Source organism: Archangium sp. (assembly GCF_036277355.1).
Lineage (GTDB): Bacteria > Myxococcota > Myxococcia > Myxococcales > Myxococcaceae > Archangium.
Map to the genome: position 1 here is coordinate 13,413 of NZ_DASUNC010000089.1, position 14,935 is coordinate 28,347.

Consider the following 14,935-nt stretch of genomic DNA (forward strand, 5'->3'; position numbering starts at 1 on the left):
GGCGATGCGCATCACGAAGACGGCCCTCCACGCGCTGCGCCTGGAGATGGTGAACCCGCTGAGGACGGCGAGGGGCACCTACGAGGCGCGAGAGGGTTTCGTGGTGCGGTTGGAGGACGAGGAGGGGAGGGTCGGGCAGGGGGAGGCGATGCCGCTGGAGGAGTTCGGCACGGAGTCGCCGAGCGACTGCGAGCGGACCCTGAACGAGCTGTTGGCGAAGGTGCGCACTGTCACCAACATCGCCACACCGAGCCCAATAACCCCTCGCCCGCCGGGAGAGGGACGGGGTGAGGGTGCCACGGCTCCCAGGTTGGATCCGTGTCTGCTCCCTCTCCCTCTGGGAGAGGGCTGGGGTGAGGGATTTCCCACCCGGGTACCCGCGGCGAGACACGCCGTGGAACAAGCGCTCCTGGATCTCGAGTCCCAGCGCCGGGGTCTCCCCCTGAGCCAATTGCTCTCGGTGGACGCAAGAACAGACCTCCACGTCAACGCGCTCCTGGGAGCCACATCGCCGCGGAATCTCGCGGAAGAGGCGCTCCGGGCGGTGTCGGAGGGCTACGAAACGCTGAAGATCAAAGTCGCCGGGCGCCCCCTGGCGGAGGACGTGGCAAGACTGTCCGCCGTGCGAAGCGAGGTGGGAAACACCATCCGCCTGCGAGTGGACGCGAACGGGGCCTGGACGGAGCCAGAGGCGAGAGCCGCGCTCGAAGCCCTGAGCCGCTACGACCTCGAGCTATGCGAGCAACCGGTGGCGCCGGAGAACACCGAGGCCCTGGCGCGCCTCAGCGAGCACACTCCCTGCCCACTGGCTGCAGACGAATCCCTGTGCCTCCCCGAGGCCACGAGGCACATCCTGAACCACCCCAGCACAGTGAAGATCCTGGTGCTCAAGCCGATGGTACTGGGCGGCTTGCTCCCCACACTGAAGCTGGCGCGAGAGGCGGCGAGCAGAGGCATGGGCTCCTACGTGACGAGCTCGCTGGACGGGGTGATCGCGAGAGCGGGAGCGGCGCACCTGGCGGCGGCGTTGCCCTCGGGGAGGTACGCATCGGGGCTCGGGGTGGGACACCTCTTCAAGGACGAGCCCGGGAACCATCCATTCCGCCCGGTGCGAGGCCGGATCCAGCTTCTGCGGACACCGGGCCAGGGAGTGAACTGATGCAGTGGACGTGCCCCATCCGAACCGGCGCCGATACGAGGCCGGAGGCGCCAGCGCTCACCTTCGCGAACCACCGGTGGACGTACCGTGAGCTGGACACCGAGGTGGGCCGGTGGGTGGCCGCGCTCCAGTCGCGGGGCGTGAAACCAGGAGATCGCGTAGCGCTGCTCGCGACGAACCACGCGGCGGTGGCGCAACTCTTCTTCGCACTCGGACGCATCGGAGCGGTGCTGGCGCCGCTCAACGCGAGGCTCACGCGAGCGGAGCTCCAGCCCCTGCGCGAGGACGTGTCCCCGAGGCTCACCCTGGCGCTCACGGGACTGGCGGAGCGCCTCCCGGGAGCCGAGCCCCTCGAGACCTTCACGGACACGGTGACCACCCCCGTGCCCGACTGCGCGCCACAGGAGGCACAGACCCCCCGAGTCATCCTCTTCACCTCGGGGACGACGGGCCGGCCGAAGGGGGCGGTGCTGACGGAGGGGAACTTCCGGGCCTCGGCGCGGGCGTCCGAGGCGAACCTGGGCTCCCACCCGGCGCCGCACTGGCTGGGCACTTTGCCACTCTTCCACGTGGGGGGCCTGGGGATGCTCACGCGCACCGCGTACGACGGAGGCTGCCTGGTGCTGAGGGAGCGCTTCGACGCGGAGGACACCAACCGGGCGATCGACGAGGAAGGCGTCACGCACGCGAGCTTCGTGGCCACCACCCTGGAGCGGGTGCTGGAGGCGCGGAAGGATCGCCCCGTCCCGGCCACGTTCCGGTGTGCCCTGATTGGCGGAGGCCCTGTCTCCGCGCCACTGTTGGCCCGAGCGAGGGCGGCGGGAATCCAGGGGCTCCAGACCTACGGGCTGACGGAGGCCTGCGCGCAGGTGACCACGGAGAGCCCGGACGAGGCGGACGGGCGTACCGCGGGCCGTCCCCTCCCGGGGTTGCAGGTGCGCATCGTGGGGCCCGGAGGCGAGCCCCTGGCGTCAGGGCGAGAAGGGGACATCGAGGTCCGCGGCCCCACGGTGATGGCGGGCTACCTGAACCGGCCCGAGGCCACGCGCGAGGCATTCCGGGACGGCTGGCTGAGGACGAAGGACGTGGGGGTGCTGGACGAGCGGGGCCGGCTGACGGTGCTGTCGAGGAGGACGGACCTGATCGTCCGGGGAGGGGAGAACATCTACCCGGCGGAGCTGGAGGCGGTGCTGGCGGCGCACCCGGCGGTGCAGGAGGCGGCGGTGGTGGGCGTGCCGGACGAGCGCTGGGGCGAGGTTCCGGTGGCGTTCGTGGCCACCCGCGACGGGCTGCCCGTGCCGGAGGAGCTGGGAGCCTGGTGCCGCGAGTCGCTGGCGGGCTTCAAGGTACCGGCGCGCTTCCTGGGAATCGAGGCGTTGCCGCGCAACGCCATGGGCAAGGTGGAGCGGACGGTGCTGCGCGAGCGGGCCCGGGGGGCCTGAGTCACGCGGCGTCGAGCGCGTCGTCGGCCGCGAGGAGCCAGGAGCGGGCCTCCGGCTCGCCAGGGAAGCGGCGGAGGATGCGGTCCATGCCGCTGCCGCGGGCGATGCGGTTGAGCTGGAGGGCGGTGAGCTCGCTGCCGACGACCTCGGCGATGCGCCGCATGCCGGCCCGCATCGCGGCCTCCTGGCCCTGGCGCAGGAGCTCCGCCGCCTCGGGCGAGGTGGTCTTCAGGTGGCGCAGGTCGGCCAGGGCCCTGACGATGCGCCCGCCCTCCGCGAGCGACTTCACGGCGCTCACGGCCTGCTCGACGAACTGCTGCATCTCCTCCGCGCGGATGGACCCTTCCAGGGTGACTTCCACGAGCGTGTTCGACTGATCGACCTTGACCTGGAACAGGGTGAGCCTCGCCTGAACGGAGCCGGAGAACGGGGCAATGTCCTACTCGGAATTCCTACCGCGTGCCAGATGCCCCAGGTGTGACGGCCTGGTGAAAAACAGAGAAGGGGGCAAGGGGGCGGAAGTGTGGGGGAATCCCCGTCATCTTCTTGGCGGGGCCGGAGGGCTTGCCTAGAATCCCCGGCCGACGAGAGAGGTCATTCCCCAGTGGATCAGGCAACGCTCAACAAGCTGCTCACGGTCGGCGTGCAGAATGGCGCTTCGGACATCCACTTCCGGCCGGGCGATCCTCCCATCTACCGGGTCAATGGAGTGCTGCGACCGCTGAAGATGGAGAAGCTCCATCCGGACCACACCAAACAGGTCGCGCTCCACATCATCAGCGATCCGCTGACGAAGACCCAGCTCGACAGCCTGCAGGAGTACGACACCTCCTACGGGTTGCCCGGGGTGGCGCGCTTCCGGGTGAACATCTACCGGCAGCGGGGCACGCTCGCGTGCATCCTGCGCATCATCCCGGATGAGATCCCCACCATCGACGGGCTGGGGCTGCCGCAGGTGCTCAAGACGATCGCCGCCAACGATCGTGGCCTCGTGCTGGTGACGGGAGCCACGGGCTCGGGCAAGAGCTCCACGCTCGCGGCGATGATCGATCAGATCAACCGCACCGAGAACCTGCACATCCTCACCATCGAGGACCCGGTCGAGTTCATCTACAAGAACATCAAGTCCTCCATCTCGCAGCGGGAGATCGGCCCGGACACGGAGAACTTCGCCATCGCCCTGCGCGCCGCGCTGCGCCAGGATCCGGACGTCATCCTCGTGGGCGAGATGCGCGACACGGAGACGATCGACATCGCGCTCAAGGCCTCGGAGACGGGGCACCTGGTGCTCTCCACGGTGCACACGACGGACGCGTCGCGAACCATCAACCGGCTCATCTCGGTGTTCCCCGCCGAGGAGCAGTCGATGGTGCGCATGCGCCTGGCGGACAGCCTCAAGGCGACCATCTCGCAGCGGCTGCTGCCGAAGGCGGACGGCAAGGGGCGCACCGTGGCGCTGGAGATCATGGTCCAGACCAAGTCGGTGGAGCAGTACATCCGCGAGGACCGGGCCAACGAGCTCAAGGACGTGATCGAGAAGGGCCGGGACATGTTCGGCATGCAGTCCTTCGATCAGCACCTGAGCTACCTCTACAAGCAGGGGGAGATCACCCTGGAGACGGCGCAGAGCGCGGCCACCAACCCGGCGGACTTCCAGCGGGCGCTCGAGTTCGAGTGAGCGCGGAGGGCTCTGTCCCTCAGCGTCGCGTGCGATCGCCCGCGACGGCGGGGACGGGGCGGGACGGCCGGAAGTCGAGCCGTGTCTGGGCCAGGTTCCTCGCCGGCACCGGACCCGGGGGCCGCGGCCGGACTCCCCGCGGCGCGGACTCCTGGGGCATCTGCGTGACGGCGGGCTCCGCGGGCCTGCTGGCGAGCGCCTCGTGGACGGCGCGGGCGAGCAGGGCCTGGCCCTGGGGATAGGGCGCGGCCTCGTCGGTCAGCGAGCACAGCTGCTCCCGCAGCCGCAGGGCCCCCGGAGTGCGCTCGCGCGGATCCCACTGGAGCAGCTCCAGGACGATGGCATCCAGGAGCGGACACACCTCCGGGCGGAAGGCGGACGGAGGAGGGAAGAGCTTCGGAGTGAAGCCCCAGCGGGGATCCTGACGCGCCTCGCAGGGGATGACGCGGCGGCCGGTGAGGGCCTCGTACAAGGTGAGGCCGAGCGCGAACAGATCCGCGCGGGCGTCGAACGGCTCGGCGCGGGCCTGTTCCGGGGCCATGTACCCGGGCTTGCCGACGACCCGGCCCGCGAGCGTGAGCGAGACGTGGTGGGCCGCGCGGGCGATGCCGAAGTCCCCCAGCTTCACCTCGCCGATGCGGGACAGGAGGATGTTGGGCGGGTTGATGTCCCGGTGCACGAGGTTGAGCGGCGTGCCATCGCTCGCGGTGCGGTGGTGGACGTAGTCGAGCCCGGCGGCGAGCTCGGCGCCCAGGTACGTCACCGCGGCCAGGGGGAGGGGGCCTCGGGCGCGGAGCAGCTCGCGCAATGACACGCCCTCGATGAACTCCATGGCCATGAAGCAGGTGTCGCCGAAGCGGCCCACGTCGAGCACCTGGACGATGTTGGGGTGGTGCAGCAGCGAGCCCAGCTCGGCCTCGCGCCGGAAGAGGGTGACGAAGTGGGGATCCCCGGCATGGCTCGGGAGGATGCGCTTGAGGGCCACGCGCTTCTCGAAGCCGCCCTCGGGGCTGTAGGTGGCGCGGAAGACCTCGGCCATGCCGCCCACGCCCAGCCGCTCGTGGAGGAAGTACTTGCCGAGCAGATCCCGGGCGCGCACGGCCCGCAGCGCCTCCTCGGCCTTGCGCAGCAGGTGGTTGGCCACGAGCGCCGCGACACAGCCGGTGAGCAGCAGGTACAGGGCGCGCAGGGTGATGAGCGGCGGAGACAGCATCAGGGGCACGGGGGCCTGCAGCCGGGGCCAGGCCAGCAGCCAGTACAGGAGCAGGGACGCGGTGGCGGCGAGGGCTCCGGCGAAGATGGCCAGCCTCCGGTTGGAGCGCATGGACGCGAGGATGATGAACGCGCCCCACAGGAGCGAGGTGGGGTTGGTGAGGGCCTGCTCGGCGTTCTCGAAGTGCAGGTCGAGCAGGAACTCGAAGACACCCACGAAGATCTCCAGGCTGACGTTGAACCAGCAGATGGCGGGATGGAACCACCCGCGCTGGAGCACCCGGGAGAGGACGCCGTAATAGACACCGTAGGCCGCGGCCATGCTGGCCACGGCGAGGGCGCGGGGCCAGCCGATGGCGGGTCCGAGCAGGAGGGTGGCGAGCACGAAGCACGCCGCGGCGGAGCAGATGAAGCGGGCGACATCGGCCTCGCGCGCGGCGCCATCCTCGCGCAGGTAGTCGGCGAGGAGCTGGGAGCCCATCGAACCAGAGGTATTCTGGGAAACTACTTGTTGCATGGCTCCCGGAGTATTCAACATTCCGACAGTGTCCACCAGACCTGGGAAGTAGGCCTGTGCGCTCGTGGATGGGAAGGGCATGGAGCGGCTCGCAGGGCCACATGGTGAGCGGACATGCGGGCACGAAAAAAACGATGTCCCATCCTCACCGGCTCGCGTGTCCAAGCGGGGAGAGATGAGCGAAGGGCTGAGCCCCACGGAACTTCAGGAGCTCTACGTGGCGGTGTGGAGGAACTTCGGACCCGAGGGAGCGGTGCTGACCCGCCTGCGGTGAGCCGGGGTGCGAAGTGGATCAGGGGCCCGAGGCCGCGGCGGCGGGAGTCGCGGCCGGGGTCCGCCCGCGGATGCGCAGCGGGAAGTCGTCGCGGTCCTGGGCGGCGAGGGCGAGCGTGTTGATGCGATGGCGCTCGCGCGTCTCGGCGAGGCCCACGTCGGAGTCGATCAACCCGAGCGCGAGGGCGAGCGAGTCGGAGTAGGCGGGCAGCAGGGTGCGGTGATCGTAGGGGACGTTGGTCTCGCTGACCTTCTCGAGGTGCCGCACGAGGTTGGTGGTGCAGTTGTTGGTGAACGAGTTGTAGAACTCGGGCCGGGCCTGGAGGTCGCGCATGCGCTGCACCATGTCGAGGAAGAAGGCGACGGTGCGCTCCTGGGAGGCGCGGACGGGGTAGAGGTAGACGTCATCGCGGCGGTGGTTGCTGCGCAGCTGGATGAGGTCGCGCTCGTCGCCGACGACGTAGATGAGCTCGTACTGGCGGAACAGGCCGCCGAGGACCGAGTACGTCTCCCCGTGTTCGCGGCGGATCTCCACGGAGAAGGAGACGAAGCGATCGCCGGAGAACTCGAAGCTGACCATGGTGTGGGCGGCGCCCTCGAAGCCGGAGAAGGGCTCGACGATGAACCAGGCGCGGACGAGGTCCCGGGTGTCGTAGGTGGCGGAGTACCAGGAGGCGTCCCAGTCGGTGGTGCTGCGGTAGCGGAAGTTCCGGATGTCGTGGAGGGTGACGAGGGAGCCCTGGACCTCGGCGCGGGCGGTGCGGACGAGATCCGGAGCCCAGTCGCGGGTGAGCGAGGGCCGCACGGTGCGCGTCCAGACGAACACGGCGGCGCAGAGCACGGCGAGTATCCCGAGCGCGATCCCCCGGGAGCCCAGGAGCCAGGCGAGACCCACGGCCAGGACGAGCAAGAGGAGCACAACGTACCGCCACCAGGGGATGCCCTGGGGACCGCCGCCGGTGAGGAGGACGGCGGGGACGAGCCACGCCATGCCGAGGGCGAGGAGGACGAGCGGACCGGCGAGGGAGAGAAGTCGCATGAACGGCCGGGAGTATCGGTCATGACCGCTCGATTCGCGTAACTCCCTCGCCCTCTGGGAGAGGGGAGGGGTGAGGGTCTACGCTCGCGCGCGAGATGCCAACCACCGACGAACAGGAGCAGGGAGTCCGGCGTATCTACGGAGAGATCGCCGGAGCCTACGAGGCCTTCTTCCCCGTGCTGCACCGGTACGAGGGGAGGGTGGAGCGGTTCCTCGGGGAGACGGTGTCACCGGGCCGCCGGGTGCTCGATGTGGGATGCGGTCCAGGCCAGCTGACGCGGGAGTTGGCGCCGACCGTAGAGGTCGTGGGGTTGGATCTCTCACCCGAGATGCTCGAGCGTGCGCGCGAGGGTCGGCCGTCTGGCGAGTACCGGGTACACAGCTATCGGGAGCCGGTGCCCGCAGAACTCGGCCGTTTCGACGTGGCGCTGGCGGTGGGGTGCCTCGACTTCTGCGACGACCTGGCGAGAACCCTGGGCCACGTGTCCGAGGCGCTGAGGCCAGGAGGGCGCCTGCTCTTCACGGTGCTCGAACGGCGTCCGTGGCTGGAGGGGCACGAGGAGGCCCGGCGCCGGATCCAGACGGCGGACCAGGAGGTGACGCTGTACTTCTGGTCCTTCGCGGAGACGGCGAGGGCCCTCGAGGCCGCGGACCTCCTGCCGCGAACCTACGGGCACGCGCCCGGCTGGGTGCAGCTGCTGGAGCAGCGGACGATGCACTTTGGCTGGTGGGACGTGGAGCGGCGCTGAGCGGGCGGGGTGTCTTCCGAGGTAGGGCCGGAAACAGGGCCACGAACTCAGGACAGTCGAGACGCAGCGCTGTCCGGGATTGGATCCGATAAGTCAGGCCGCACGGAGGGCAACCGAACGTCCTTGACGCGGGGGGCCAGTGTTGCAAAGCATCCGCCGCCCACAAGGTCACACCCATCCCAAGTGTCAGGAGCTTCGTTCATGGCCCCTCCGAGCGGCGAGAAGATCACCCTGCAGAACGGCAAGCTGACGGTGCCGGATCACCCCATCGTCCCCTACATCGAGGGTGACGGCACTGGCCGCGACATCTGGCGCGCCTCGCAGGCCGTCTTCGATGCGGCGGTGGAGAAGGCCTACAAGGGCAAGAAGAAGATCTCCTGGTTCGAGGTGCTGGCCGGCGAGAAGGCCTTCAAGACGGTCAACAACTGGCTGCCGGACGAGACGGTCACCGCGTTCCGCGAGTACCTGGTGGGCATCAAGGGCCCGCTGACCACGCCGGTGGGCGGTGGCATCCGCTCGCTGAACGTCGCGCTGCGCCAGATGCTGGACCTGTACGTCTGCCTGCGTCCCGTCCGCTACTTCAAGGGCGTGCCCAGCCCGGTGAAGACCCCCGAGAAGGTCGACATGACCATCTTCCGGGAGAACACCGAGGACATCTACGCCGGTATCGAGTTCGAGGCCGGCAGCCCCCAGGCCGCGAAGTTCCTCGAGTTCCTGAAGAAGGAGTTCCCGAAGGACGCCGGCAAGATCCGCTTCCCCGAGGGCGTGGGCATCGGCATCAAGCCCGTGTCGAAGGAAGGCACGGAGCGCCTGGTGCGCGCCGCGATCGAGTACGCCATCACGCACAAGCGCAAGAGCGTGACGATCGTGCACAAGGGCAACATCATGAAGTTCACCGAGGGCGCCTTCCGCAAGTGGGGCTACGACCTGGCGGTGCGCGAGTTCGGTGACAAGGTCTACACCTGGGATCAGTGGGAGGCCACCAAGGCCGCCAAGAGCGAGGACGCCGCCAACGCCGAGCAGAAGGCCGCGGTCTCCGCCGGGAAGATCATCATCAAGGACTCCATCGCGGACATCACCCTGCAGCAGGTGCTGACGCGTCCGGACGAGTTCGACGTGATCGCCACGCTGAACCTCAACGGTGACTACCTCTCGGACGCGCTGGCCGCGCAGGTGGGCGGCATCGGCATCGCGCCGGGCGGCAACATCAACTACGTCACCGGCCACGCCGTCTTCGAGGCCACCCACGGCACCGCGCCCAAGTACGCGGACCTGGACAAGGTGAACCCGGGCTCGGTCATCCTCTCCGGCGAGATGATGCTGCGCCACATGGGCTGGAACGAGGCCGCCGACCTGATCATCCAGGGCATGGACAAGGCCATCGCGAACAAGACGGTCACCTACGACTTCGCCCGCCTGATGCGCCAGGAGGGCCAGGGCACCGTCACCGAGGTGAAGTGCTCGGAGTTCGGCCAGGCCATCATCAAGAACATGTAGTCGTCACGAGGAGACACCCCACATGGCTCACACCAAGAAGAAGATTGGTCTCATCGGCGGCGGTCAGATCGGCGGCAACCTGGCCCTGCTCGCGGTGCAGAAGCAGCTCGGCGACGTCGTCCTCTACGACATCCCCGTGGCCGAGGGTCTGGTCAAGGGCAAGGCCCTGGACATCAACCAGCTGTCCGCCGTGGACGGCTATGACTGCCGCGTGACCGGCTCCACCGACTGGAAGGACGTGGCCGGCTCGGACGTGGTGATCATCACGGCCGGCGTGCCCCGCAAGCCGGGCATGAGCCGCGAGGACCTGCTCGAGGTCAACCTGAAGATCATGAAGGACGTGGCGGGCAACATCAAGCAGCACTGCCCCAACGCCTTCGTCATCAACGTGGCCAACCCGCTGGACGCGATGGTGTTCGCGCTCCACAAGATCGCCGGTCTGCCCAAGAACATGGTCGTCGGCATGGCGGGCGTGCTGGACACCAGCCGCTTCAAGTGCTTCGTGGCCGAGGCGCTCAACTGCTCCATCCGTGACGTGGAGGCCCTGGTGCTCGGCGGCCACGGCGACGACATGGTGCCGCTGGTCCGCCACAGCACCGTGGGCGGCGTGCCCCTCACCCAGCTGATCCCCGCGGACAAGCTGAACGCCATCATCGACCGCACCCGCAAGGGCGGCGCCGAGCTGGTGAACCTCTACAAGACGGGCAGCGCCTACTTCGCTCCCGCCTCCAGCTCCATCGCCATGGCGGAGAGCTACCTGCTCGACCGCAAGCGCGTGCTGCCGGCCGCCGCCCTGCTCGAGGGGCAGTACGGCATCAACGGCTACTTCTTCGGCGTCCCCACGCAGATCGGCGCGGGCGGCGTGGAGAAGATCGTCGAGGTGCAGCTCAACGACGCCGAGAAGGCCGAGATGAACAAGTCCTTCGAGTCGGTGAAGAAGACCGTCGGCGAAGTGAAGCTCTAGTCAGCATCCCCCTCTCCCCCTGGGAGAGGGCCGGGGTGAGGGTCTTCCCCCAGGTAGGGCGTGACGACCCTCACTCCCCCACGAGCGGGGCTGATGCCGGAGATGGAACGGGCTTATCCCCCCGCTCCAGTAATCTTTGCGGCTCGCTGAATTCACCAGTTAACTAGCCGGTAGCATTCGCACCGGAGGTCCGAGCGTCGCGCTCGCGGAGTCGCGGCGCTGGCCCTGCCCCCCAGAGGCGTCTGGTCCTCCGGTCACCAAGGAGACGCAGCATGGCAGCAGCAGCGCGGTTCACGGTGGTGGGCGGCGGACTCGCCGGGCTGATGACCACCATCAAGCTTGCCGAGGCCGGCCACCAGGTCGACATCCTGTCCCTCGTGCCGGTGAAGCGTTCCCACTCGGTCTGCGCCCAGGGCGGTATCAACGGCGCGGTGAACACGAAGGGTGAGGGTGACTCTCCGGACATCCACGTGAAGGACACGCTGCGCGGCGGCGACTTCCTGGCCGAGCAGATCTCCGTCAAGGGCATGTGCCACGCGGCGCCGGGCATCATCTACCTGCTCGACCGCATGGGTGTGACGTTCAACCGCACGTCCGAGGGTCTGCTGGACTTCCGGCGGTTCGGCGGCACGCTGCACCACCGCACGGCCTTCGCGGGCGCCACCACCGGCCAGCAGCTGCTGTACGCGCTGGACGAGCAGGTGCGCCGCTGGGAGTCCGAGGGGCGCGTCACCAAGTACGAGTACTGGGAGTGGCTGGGCACGGTGAAGGACGGCACGGGCCGCGTCATCGGCAGCGTGGCCATGGACCTGCGCACCAACGAGGTCCGCACCTTCCCGGCCGAGGCCGTGTGTCTCGCCACGGGTGGCCCGGGCATCGTCTTCGGGCGCTCCACCAACTCCATCATCAACACCGGTACCGCCGCCGGCCGCGCCTACATGGAGGGCGCCATCTACTCCAACGGCGAGTTCATCCAGGTGCACCCCACCTCCATTCCGGGTGAGGACAAGCTGCGCCTGATGAGCGAGTCGGTGCGTGGCGAGGGTGGCCGCGTCTGGGTGCCCAAGAAGAAGGGCGACACGCGCGACCCCAAGGACATCCCCGAGAGCGAGCGCTTCTACTTCCTCGAGGAGAAGTACCCCAAGTACAAGAACCTGGTGCCGCGCGACGTGGCCACCCGGGAGATCTTCACGGTGTGCCGCGAGATGGGCCTCGGCCTGGGCGGCGGCGACGCCGTGTACCTGGACGTCACGCACATCCCGGCCCACGTGCTCACCGCCAAGCTGGGCGGCGTGATGGAGATCTACGAGAAGTTCGTGGGCGATGACCCGCGCTACGTGCCCATGAAGATCTTCCCGGGCATGCACTACTCCATGGGTGGCCTGTACGTGCAGTTCGAGGCGGATCCCCAGACGCAGACACCGCTGGTGGGCAGCCCCGTCAACCAGTCCACCAACATCCCCGGCCTGTATGCCGCGGGCGAGGCGGACTACGCCTACCATGGCGCGAACCGCCTGGGCGCCAACTCGCTGCTCTCCTGCATCTACAGCGGCATGATCGGCGGCCCGGCCATGGTGGCCTTCGCCAAGAGCCAGTCCAAGAGCGCCACCGACGCGGACAACCAGAAGTACTTCGCCGACGCGCAGAAGTACTGGCAGGACCGCTTCGCCACCATCAAGGCGATGAATGGCACGGAGAACGCGTACGGGCTCACCAAGGAGCTCGGCGATCTGATGACGGAGAACTGCACCGTCGTCCGCTACAACGATCGGCTCAAGAAGACGGTGGAGAAGATCCGCGACTTCAAGGCGCGCTGGAAGAACATCAACGCGCTGGACACGGGCAACGTGGCCAACCGGAGCATCTCCTACGTCAACCAGCTCTGGAACATGTTCGAGCTGGCCGAGGTGATCGCCAAGAGCGCGTTGCAGCGCGACGAGAGCCGCGGCGCCCACTACAAGCCGGAGTTCTCGCTGCCCGAGCCCAAGGTGAAGGATCCGACGAAGGATCCCGAGTGGATGGCGCTCTGGAAGAAGCGCCACGAGAAGTGGGCCAAGACGACCATGGCTGCTTACTCGGCCGAGGGCCCGCAGATCACCTATCAGGACATCCCCACGCCCGTGCTCGATCCCGAGCCGCGCTGGTACGCCTAAGGAAGGGACGGAGGGAACGACATGGACAACGCGACCGTGCAGGCGCCTGTCAGTACCACCACGAAGCACGTCACCTTCCGCATCTGGCGGCAGGACGGCCCGGATGCGCCGGGTCACTTCGACGAGTTCCGCGTCCCGTATGGCAAGGGCGCGAACGTCATCTCCTGCCTCATGGAGATCCAGCGCAACCCGGTCACCACCGACGGGCGGAAGGTGGCTCCGGCCATCTATGACGCCGCGTGCCTCGAGGAGGTGTGCGGCAGCTGCGCCATGAACATCAACGGGCGGGTCCGCATGGCCTGCTCGGCGCTGATCGACCGCATCATCGGGGACGGGGAGCCCATCATCACCCTGGAGCCGATGAAGAAGTTCCCGGTCGCCCGCGACCTGGCCGTCAAGCGCGACCGCATGTTCGAGGCGCTCAAGCGCGTCAAGGCGTGGATCAACATCGACGGCACGCACAACCTCGGCCCCGGCCCGCGCCAGTCCCAGGCGGACCACACGGTGATGTACAAGCTGTCCACGTGCATCACGTGCGGCAGCTGCCTCGAGGCGTGCCCGCAGGTGACGCTCGACAACGACTTCGTCGGCGCCGCCGCCATCAGCCAGGCCCGGCTCTTCAACATGAACCCCACCGGCAAGATGAACGGTGAGGAGCGCGTCCGGGGTCTCATGGGTCCGGGCGGCATCCAGGACTGCGGCAAGGCGCAGAACTGCGTGAAGGTGTGCCCCAAGGAGATCCCCCTCACCACCTCCATCGCGGTGATGAACCGCGAGGTGACCAAGCAGGTCATCAAGGACATCTTCTTCGACCTCGGCGGCGAGAAGACGTCCGCGGGCGGTCCGGGGTAGGGCAGGGCCGCTTCCGTTACACCACCGTTTTCACGAGGCCCCGCGTCCGGCTGTTCCCCGCCGGTCCGGGGCCTCGGTTCTTTCTGGTCCGTCTGATTGGCCCTTGACAGTAGGGCCTTGCCAAGCGGGCCATTCTGCGCGAGAGAGGCAGCCGCGCCGTTCCGCCCCGGGGGCTCGCTTCCGGGTGCCAGTCTCTCGCATCACTCGCGTCACCCGGAGCCTCGATGAAGATCCACGAGTACCAGGGCAAGGAAATCTTCCGGAAGTACGGCGTTCCCACGCCGCGCGGCATTCTCGCGCTCTCGCCCAACGAGGCCGAGGCGGCCGCCAAGGAGCTGGGCACGCCGGTGGTCGTCGTGAAGGCCCAGATCCACGCCGGTGGCCGTGGCAAGGGCGGCGGCGTGAAGCTCGCCAAGAGCCCCGCCGAGGCCAAGGACCTGGCCAAGCAGATGCTGGGCATGAAGCTCAAGACGATCCAGACCGGGCCCGAGGGCCAGACGGTCCACAAGGTCTACATCGAGGAGGGCCTGGCCATCGGTCAGGAGCTGTACCTCGGCGTGACGCTGGATCGCGCCACCTCGCGCGTCACCTTCATGGCCTCCCGTGAGGGCGGCGTGGAGATCGAGGAAGTGGCCGCGCACAGCCCCGAGAAGATCCTCCGCGAGTCGGTGGATCCCGCCGTGGGCTTCCAGGACTTCCAGGGCCGCAAGCTGGCCTTCGGCCTGGGCCTCACCGGTCCCACGGTGAACAAGTTCGTCCAGTTCTGCTCCGCGCTCTACCGCATGTACATGGAGACGGACGCCGCCCTGGTGGAGATCAACCCGCTGGTCATCCTCAAGGATGGCGGCGTGGTGGCGCTCGACGCGAAGGTGACCTTCGACGAGAACGCGCTCTACCGGCACAAGGATCTGCTCGAGTACCGTGACGTCGCCGAGGAGGAGCCGCGCGAGACCCAGGCCAAGGAGTGGGACCTGGCCTACATCGCGCTCGAGGGCAACATCGGCTGCATGGTGAACGGTGCGGGTCTGGCCATGGCCACCATGGACACCATCAAGCTGGTGGGCGGTCAGCCGGCCAACTTCCTCGACGTGGGCGGTGGCGCGAGCAAGGAGAAGGTGACGGCGGCCTTCAAGCTGATCCTCGCCGACCCGGCCGTGAAGGCGGTGCTCGTCAACATCTTCGGCGGCATCATGAAGTGCGACGTGATCGCCGAGGGCATCATCGCGGCGGCCAAGGAAGTGCAGCTCAAGGTTCCGCTCGTGGTGCGGCTCGAGGGCACCAACGTGGAGAAGGGCAAGGAGCTGCTGCGCAACTCCGGCCTCGCCATCACCCCCGCCGACAACCTCCGCCAGGCCGCCGAAAAGGCCGTCGCGGCGCTGAAGTAGTCCAGGCAGAGAAAG

The 14,935-nt window shown here is 68.2% G+C and carries 12 protein-coding genes; 9 read left to right on the forward strand and 3 right to left on the reverse strand.

The genetic code is table 11. From position 1 onward, the window contains the following. Window positions 1-4: 4 nt before the first annotated feature. Complete coding sequence (gene menC / locus VFZ09_RS23505) at window positions 5-1,159, forward strand: o-succinylbenzoate synthase (protein WP_329729874.1); 1,155 nt, start codon at window positions 5-7, stop codon at window positions 1,157-1,159. Next, window positions 1,159-2,601: an o-succinylbenzoate--CoA ligase gene (gene menE / locus VFZ09_RS23510; RefSeq protein ID WP_329729875.1), complete on the forward strand. Its 1,443-nt coding sequence runs from the start codon at window positions 1,159-1,161 to the stop codon at window positions 2,599-2,601. The genes menC and menE overlap by 1 nt, the downstream gene beginning before the upstream one ends. A gap of 1 nt (window position 2,602) precedes the next feature. Here menE and VFZ09_RS23515 read toward each other — a convergent pair whose 3' ends face one another. Beyond that, a complete protein-coding gene (locus VFZ09_RS23515; RefSeq protein WP_329729876.1) occupies window positions 2,603-2,962 on the reverse strand; it encodes an STAS/SEC14 domain-containing protein in 360 nt (119 codons plus the stop codon). 243 nt (window positions 2,963-3,205) lie between these two features. Here VFZ09_RS23515 and VFZ09_RS23520 point away from each other — a divergent pair, with 243 nt between their 5' ends. Continuing rightward, complete coding sequence (locus VFZ09_RS23520; protein ID WP_329729877.1) at window positions 3,206-4,279, forward strand: type IV pilus twitching motility protein PilT; 1,074 nt, start codon at window positions 3,206-3,208, stop codon at window positions 4,277-4,279. 19 nt (window positions 4,280-4,298) lie between these two features. Here VFZ09_RS23520 and VFZ09_RS23525 read toward each other — a convergent pair whose 3' ends face one another. Together VFZ09_RS23525 and VFZ09_RS23530 are read right to left on the reverse strand one after the other, a co-directional pair. Further along, window positions 4,299-5,972 (reverse strand): serine/threonine-protein kinase, encoded by a 1,674-nt coding sequence (locus VFZ09_RS23525; protein WP_329729878.1) that lies wholly within the window; start codon window positions 5,970-5,972, stop codon window positions 4,299-4,301. A 328-nt stretch (window positions 5,973-6,300) separates the two neighbouring features. After that, complete coding sequence (locus VFZ09_RS23530; RefSeq protein ID WP_329729879.1) at window positions 6,301-7,320, reverse strand: DUF4105 domain-containing protein; 1,020 nt, start codon at window positions 7,318-7,320, stop codon at window positions 6,301-6,303. 95 nt (window positions 7,321-7,415) lie between these two features. Between VFZ09_RS23530 and VFZ09_RS23535 the strand changes: the two genes are divergently transcribed. The 6 genes from VFZ09_RS23535 to sucC all read left to right on the forward strand — a co-directional run bounded on the left by VFZ09_RS23535 (window position 7,416) and on the right by sucC (window position 14,920). Beyond that, window positions 7,416-8,069 carry a class I SAM-dependent methyltransferase gene (locus tag VFZ09_RS23535; RefSeq protein WP_329729880.1) on the forward strand — a complete coding sequence of 218 codons (654 nt, stop codon included), beginning with the start codon at window positions 7,416-7,418 and terminating at the stop codon, window positions 8,067-8,069. A gap of 201 nt (window positions 8,070-8,270) precedes the next feature. Beyond that, window positions 8,271-9,566: an NADP-dependent isocitrate dehydrogenase gene (icd, locus tag VFZ09_RS23540; protein WP_329729881.1), complete on the forward strand. Its 1,296-nt coding sequence runs from the start codon at window positions 8,271-8,273 to the stop codon at window positions 9,564-9,566. Between the two features lie 22 nt (window positions 9,567-9,588). Further along, window positions 9,589-10,530 (forward strand): malate dehydrogenase, encoded by a 942-nt coding sequence (mdh, locus tag VFZ09_RS23545; RefSeq protein WP_329729882.1) that lies wholly within the window; start codon window positions 9,589-9,591, stop codon window positions 10,528-10,530. Window positions 10,531-10,802: 272 nt separating this feature from the next. Next, window positions 10,803-12,683: a succinate dehydrogenase flavoprotein subunit gene (sdhA, locus tag VFZ09_RS23550; protein WP_329729883.1), complete on the forward strand. Its 1,881-nt coding sequence runs from the start codon at window positions 10,803-10,805 to the stop codon at window positions 12,681-12,683. A gap of 21 nt (window positions 12,684-12,704) precedes the next feature. Beyond that, complete coding sequence (gene sdhB, locus VFZ09_RS23555; RefSeq protein WP_329729884.1) at window positions 12,705-13,535, forward strand: succinate dehydrogenase iron-sulfur subunit; 831 nt, start codon at window positions 12,705-12,707, stop codon at window positions 13,533-13,535. A gap of 224 nt (window positions 13,536-13,759) precedes the next feature. Next, window positions 13,760-14,920 carry an ADP-forming succinate--CoA ligase subunit beta gene (sucC, locus tag VFZ09_RS23560; RefSeq protein ID WP_329729885.1) on the forward strand — a complete coding sequence of 387 codons (1,161 nt, stop codon included), beginning with the start codon at window positions 13,760-13,762 and terminating at the stop codon, window positions 14,918-14,920. The last annotated feature ends 15 nt before the right edge of the window (window positions 14,921-14,935 follow it).

What these genes read in the sequence shown, in the direction of transcription:
- menC (WP_329729874.1), top strand. Translation starts at nt 5, where the DNA reads ATGCGCATCACGAAGACGGCCCTCCACGCGCTGCGCCTGGAGATGGTG.
- menE (WP_329729875.1), top strand. Translation starts at nt 1,159, where the DNA reads ATGCAGTGGACGTGCCCCATCCGAACCGGCGCCGATACGAGGCCGGAG.
- VFZ09_RS23525 (WP_329729878.1), bottom strand. Translation starts at nt 5,972, where the DNA reads ATGGGCTCCCAGCTCCTCGCCGACTACCTGCGCGAGGATGGCGCCGCG.
- VFZ09_RS23530 (WP_329729879.1), bottom strand. Translation starts at nt 7,320, where the DNA reads ATGCGACTTCTCTCCCTCGCCGGTCCGCTCGTCCTCCTCGCCCTCGGC.
- VFZ09_RS23535 (WP_329729880.1), top strand. Translation starts at nt 7,416, where the DNA reads ATGCCAACCACCGACGAACAGGAGCAGGGAGTCCGGCGTATCTACGGA.
- icd (WP_329729881.1), top strand. Translation starts at nt 8,271, where the DNA reads ATGGCCCCTCCGAGCGGCGAGAAGATCACCCTGCAGAACGGCAAGCTG.
- mdh (WP_329729882.1), top strand. Translation starts at nt 9,589, where the DNA reads ATGGCTCACACCAAGAAGAAGATTGGTCTCATCGGCGGCGGTCAGATC.
- sdhA (WP_329729883.1), top strand. Translation starts at nt 10,803, where the DNA reads ATGGCAGCAGCAGCGCGGTTCACGGTGGTGGGCGGCGGACTCGCCGGG.
- sdhB (WP_329729884.1), top strand. Translation starts at nt 12,705, where the DNA reads ATGGACAACGCGACCGTGCAGGCGCCTGTCAGTACCACCACGAAGCAC.
- sucC (WP_329729885.1), top strand. Translation starts at nt 13,760, where the DNA reads ATGAAGATCCACGAGTACCAGGGCAAGGAAATCTTCCGGAAGTACGGC.